Annotated in this window: 2 protein-coding genes and 2 pseudogenes; 3 read left to right on the top strand and 1 reads right to left on the bottom strand. The window is 65.4% G+C overall.

Features of this window, described 5'->3' with window-relative positions:
• Positions 1-187: 187 nt before the first annotated feature.
• A pseudogene (locus tag ABZV34_RS36835) lies at positions 188-439 on the top strand (IS110 family transposase); the annotation flags it as partial.
• Between the two features lie 331 nt (positions 440-770).
• On the opposite strand, the gene ABZV34_RS36830 reads toward ABZV34_RS36835, so the two are convergent.
• Positions 771-2624 carry a DUF2075 domain-containing protein gene (locus tag ABZV34_RS36830; protein ID WP_356286859.1) on the bottom strand — a complete coding sequence of 618 codons (1854 nt, stop codon included), beginning with the start codon at positions 2622-2624 and terminating at the stop codon, positions 771-773.
• Between the two features lie 392 nt (positions 2625-3016).
• On the opposite strand from ABZV34_RS36830, the pseudogene ABZV34_RS36825 reads away from it, so the two are divergent.
• Together ABZV34_RS36825 and ABZV34_RS36820 are read left to right on the top strand one after the other, a co-directional pair.
• A pseudogene (locus tag ABZV34_RS36825) lies at positions 3017-3593 on the top strand (transposase); the annotation flags it as partial.
• 23 nt (positions 3594-3616) lie between these two features.
• Positions 3617-4117 carry a hypothetical protein gene (locus tag ABZV34_RS36820; protein ID WP_356286856.1) on the top strand — a complete coding sequence of 167 codons (501 nt, stop codon included), beginning with the start codon at positions 3617-3619 and terminating at the stop codon, positions 4115-4117.
• Positions 4118-5510 lie beyond the last annotated feature (1393 nt).

Genomic DNA, 5510 nt, shown 5'->3' with positions numbered 1-5510 from the left:
GCCCGATGTCGAGCTTCGCGCCGATCGAGCGGATCGCCGCGGACTCCGTCTTGTACTGATCACGAGTCTCCAGGACCAGACGCACGGCCCGCTCCCTGAGCTCCTTCGGGTATTGCTTCGCCATAACGGACTCGATCCTTCCAAAAGATCGAGCCTCGATCAAACCCGGAACGGTTCAATGCACACCGTCCAAGCCCGGTACGTCCGCAACAACCGCCTGGCCGACGCACTCCAACGGCAGGCCTTCTCGGCCCTCAACACCTCGCCCGGCGCCCGCCGCTACTACGACAAGCAGCGAGACCGCGACGCCGGCTACAACCCCGCCCTGCGCCAGCTCGGCAACCGACTCGTCGGCATCCTCCACGGATGCCTCAAGACCCGCACCCCCTACGACGAGGCAACCGCCTGGTCACACCACGCCGACCTCGCCGCCGCTTGACACCAAACGGCATGGGATGTCTGACCAGCCAAAACACACCCCGGACCATTAGACGCAGAAGCTACCCACAACCCCCCGGCCATTCCCACTGCAACCCACACAATCCCAGGTCAGCCCCACCCCACCCCCACCAAACCCCATTCTCAACCAACCACCAACCCCGCAGCTCACACCCCACCCAGCACACCAACTACCCACCCCCGGATCGACACTGGATCTCATCCACCAGTTCGCCGTAGCGGACCTGCTCCTTTTCTGATGCCCGCGTCGCCACGCGGGGCGTTGCCGGTCCGGCGGCCTTCTCTGGCGGCGGGGCGCGACAGCCTGCCGTCTACGCCGACCCCATCAGGGAACGGAGCATCTCCCGTGTCTCCTGGTCGGTCGAGAAGAGGACGGTCCCCTGCATGCCGCGGGTGAGGAGCACTTTGTAGGTGTTGCGGATCAAGTGGGCGAACTCGTGCTCGGGGGCGCGAGCGACGATGGTGTCCTTGCTGGACTTCTTGTCCGCGACCCAGACTCCGTTGCGCCACACCAGATCGGGGCCGAAGATGACGCCGCTCCAGTCGTATTCGAAGCCCTGCGCCGTGTAGATACATCCCACCTGCGTGAACCCGGCCGGGTCCGTCGCCCAAAGGTTCTTCGAGGGGTAGCCGCCGATGGATCGCTCCCCCTGCACGTTCCACGGACGCTTGTAGTCCCACTCGGGCAAGGTGACATCGTCAACAAGCCCGACAAAGTTCTTGTCGTCGTCGAGGACCGGCTCGCTCCAGCGCCAGCAGAACCCGGCCGTCATCCGTGCCTGCAGCCCGCTCTCCTGACGGGAGCGCAGGAGGGCTTCGAGCTCCTGCGGGGTCTCGGCCACCGAGACGGTGAAGTGGTCGTCGCCTTCCCAGGGGATGGGGCCGCCCGGGGTAAGGCCCAACAGACGGACCACCCACTCCTCGTAGGCGCGGCTGCCCCCGCAGCGGAACTGTCCGTCGAGATTCACGTGCCGCACGGTCAGGCCCTTGGCCTTGGCCGCCTCGTCGATCTCCCGAACGGTTCCCATCTCGCCGGGGCGCACGACCTGGTGTTCGTCGAGGACGAAGACCGGCACCCGGGCGGCGTCCAGGAGTTCTTCGATCTGGCGACGGTTGCTGCGCCGGTTCTTGGGCGTGAAGCGGTGGTTGGAGGACTCTCTGATGCGGTGGGCTTCGTCGCACAACAGAACGTCCAGGCCGTTCTTTTCAGCGTGGCTGAAGTGGTTGAAGTAGCCGAACAGCTTCTGAATGCGTCCGCTGCCCTTGCCGGCGACCTTCTGCAGGGTGGTGGTGAACGACTTGGAGCCGGTGGCGTGGATAGCCGTCTCCCCGCTGCGATACAGCTCACCGAGGACCTCGAGCGCAATGACGCTCTTGCCGGAGCCCGGGCCGCCGGTGACAACGATAACTTCCTTGACGTCGGACTGCTTCGACTTCTTCAGTGCGCGCATCACCAGTGAGTAGGCGACCTGCTGCTCGTTGAGCAGGTTGAACTGCGAGCGTTCCTTGATCTCCTGGGCCGCTACGGCCATCAGCTGCTTGCTCGGCGCGATCTGCTCCGGATGCAGGTCATCCGCAGCGCTCGCCCCGGAGACGGGGGCCAGGCGCTCCGTGAGGAATTCTTGGAACTTTCCCTTGCTGGAGGCGGTGAACAGGCGGCCGTAGGTGTCAGCCTGGAGGTCGAAGAGGCTGTCGACGCCGAAGTCCGTGGCGTTGTGCAGGAACGCGGCGCCACTGATCCGGTGTTCGTGGCCGTGCAGGGACTTCGTGAAGTCGGCGATGTGGTCGCAGTAGCGGCGCACCTGCGCAACCGGGTGTAGGCGGGCAGTATGTCCCATCCCCTCCACCGTCACCAGGTCCTCGGCGTCTGGGACCGGATGGACGGCGGTCCACTGCTTGAGTTCCACCACCACGTACGCCGGCTCGCCCGTCGTTGGGTGAACACCCGCCAGTAGGGCATCGACCCGGTAGCTGGACAGCGGCACCGGATACTCGATGAGGACTTCCACGTCCCCCCGCCCTGCATCCACGAGGGTGTGGGCTAGTGCGGGAAGGCTCTTGCCCCACGACCGTTGCTCGCTCACTCCCGCCTCGAAGCCGTAGGTGAAGCGGAACTGTGTCGCCAGGCTTTCCACCAGTGAACCGGCAGCCGTCGCATGCACCACAGCACGAGCAGACATCCGCAACAACGACACGAGAAAAGCCCCCGGGCAGCACGAAAGACCGTGCGCGGGTGGGGGCCTGTCCACACATCAGTGGAAGCCCGGCGGGCCGCGAAATGAACAGAGATCACTCTAACCGGCGGGTCCCACTCTGGCCGTCACGTCGCTCTCGTCGACCACTTGGCCTGGGACGAAGACCCTCCGGTCCTCACGTCTGGCTGTGGTAGGACACCGTCGGACACACTCTCCCACGCCTCGTCCTGTCCCCGCTGCCATTTCCCGACGGGTACCCGGCTGGCTGAGCAATGCTCAAGACCTGTGGCTCGGTGTCGGGGAGAGGCGCGAAGGGCGTACCTTCCCGAATGATCCTGTGATGGTCATCGAGTAGGCCAACGTTGGCACGTCGGAATGACGACGGTTCCACGCGAGACGGCTCCTTGATCGACGAGATCGTCCTTGAGGGCTCGGCGGATGCTGGCCGCCGCGTTGGAAGCGGAAATCGACAGCTACATAGCCGAGTTGGCTGATCAGCGGGATGGCGACGGCCGCCGTCTGGTCGTGCGCAACGGCTACCACCAGCCCCGGAAGGTCACCACAGTCGCTGGGGCGGTCGAGGTCAGAGCCCCGCGAGCGAACGACCGCCGCGTTGATGAGTCCACCGGGGAACACAAGAGGTTCTCCTCGGCGACTGGGCCGCCGTGGTGCCGGAAGTCCCCGAAGATCAGCGAGGTGCTGCCCCTGCTCTACCTGCACGGTCTGTCCTCCGGTGACTTCGTGCCCGCGCTGGAGCAGTTCCTTGGCTCCTCGGCCGACCTGTCGCCCGCGACCCGGCTGACCACACAGTGGCAGGCCGACCACACCGCTTTCCAGGACCGTAACCTGTCCGCCCAGACGCGAGGGCGCGCGGTCAACGCACCCCACCTGGTTGCCCTGGTCCGCGCCGGCGCCCGCTTCGAACGTGGCCAGCTAGTGGAGCGACCGGAAGGGCTCGCCGCATGACCGACCAGTCCTTCGACGAGGAACCCCCCGAGCACCTCCGCTACCGCCGTTACCTGCAGGATCTGGAAAATGTCCCGGAGACAGACGAGGCCACCCTGGTGGCTACCGTCCTGCACGATCCGGACGTCTCGATGTCGGAGGCCGCGGTCAACCGCTACCTCGAGTGTTGGGCCGCCGACCTGCTGACCGACCCGGCGTTCACCGCTTGGGCCCAGACCATGGCCATGGCAATCGGGGACCGTCCCTTCCTCGCCCGTCGGCTGCGCGAGTGGAGCCTGCTCAGGGCAATCGCGCTGGACGAGCCATGGACTGCCGAGGAACTCACCACCGCGTCCGACTGGTTCCAGCGCACGGCCACGGTCGTACTCGTTGTCACCTCACCTGAGGCCCTCAGCCTGCTCGCCGAACGGGGACGAACCCGCCGCGTTCGGAACGCAGCGAGCCGCCGACTGCAACATTCGGATCAACACCAACCTGACTCGATCCACAAGTCTTGACGATTACTCCCGCTTCGGAACGGACGACGGACAAGGTCGCTGAGTCTTTGCCGGGCTTCTGCGCCTACAGAGCCTCCGAGCCCGCTGGCCAAAGCCACCAGCACCGTCACCGTCACCGACACCGACAGTGGTTCCGTACTGCCCCCGACGCCTCGCCACCGCCTGTCTGACAGAACGTTGTCTTGCAGCGGCAGACCTTGTAAGAGCGCTACCACGCTCCTCGAGATATCACCGCAAGGTGTCCCATTTCGAGCGGTCCGGGACCGTAAGACACGGTATGGGCGCCTGGTCCTGTCCTCGCTGCGGGGCGGGAATGACAAGACTTGAGACCATCAAGGGTGCCACCCCTTGACGAACAGCCGGACGGCGGCGCGGGATAAAGCGTCGAGGACATCTGAAACGCTCCACGCCCCGGGCCGCCCCGAAAGACGACCGCCACGTCTTCCCAGACCGCCAGCCGTCCGCCTCGGCCCACCGCCCCTGACCCAGATCCAAACGAAGAGCATCGTCGTGCACGAAACGCGCCATCCGACCCGCGCGATGACGTGCAGGATCAGGGGCACCCGTAGGGAATCTCACACGAGACCGGGCCTGCCATCTACCCTGGCAGTGACAAAGGTGCCAAAAGGGGCAAAGCCGTGATGTCTCAAGATGCATCCCCGGATCCATACGCTGACCCGCTGGTGTTCGGCCAACGCCTGCAGATCTTGCGCACGCGCAGGGGGATGACCCGAGAACAGCTCGGTGGGCTGGTCGGCAAGTGCCCCCCGGGTTCGAGTGGAGGCTCTACCGAACTCGGCGGTTCAACCAGCCTTCCGCAGGTCGCTTCATCGTTCCGTGCGGCTGCGGAGCGGGGACCGGTTCCGCCGTCCTCATGCCCACGGAGTCGACGAGACTAGGTGCACCAAGGCGCCCGTCGGCACCCGGTTCTCGAACCGGCGGGACACCGCCTGCGGCACCGGGCACCACCCGCGTGTGAGGTGATCTTTCCACACGGCCAGCGTCCAACCAGAGGCTGCCCCATGGACGTGGTCGCTATGGGTGAGATAGAGGTCCGGCCTGTCCGCAGCCGAAGGCAACGGCGGATCAAGCGGGTCGCTGACGGCCACCGGACCGGCGGCCTCTTCCTGTTCTGCAGCCTCTCCTGGCTCTCCAGCCACTTGTAGTTGTGGGGCCTCTTGTGGCTGTTCGGCGCTCAGCTTGCCGTAGCAGGCGTTACACCGGGGGCGACTGTGATCGCCACCAGGAATGGCAACGAGTTTGGAGGTCTTTGTTTGTCCGCATCGGTGGCAGGAGAAGGTGTGGTTCCCCCGGGATGCGGAGGATGTTGACAGAGGGTCAGATGGTTCTCATGAGAGGAACATCGACCATGGCCGCTCCCAGGAAATACTCG

The organism is Streptomyces sp. NPDC005195, from assembly GCF_040608315.1.
Taxonomy (GTDB): domain Bacteria; phylum Actinomycetota; class Actinomycetes; order Streptomycetales; family Streptomycetaceae; genus Streptomyces; species Streptomyces kaempferi.
Note: the sequence above shows the minus strand (reverse complement) of the source record. Positions and strands in the feature narration are given on the sequence as shown.

Excerpts from the sequence above, each read along its gene's own strand:
- ABZV34_RS36820 (WP_356286856.1), top strand. The coding sequence starts at position 3,617 with ATGACCGACCAGTCCTTCGACGAGGAACCCCCCGAGCACCTCCGCTAC.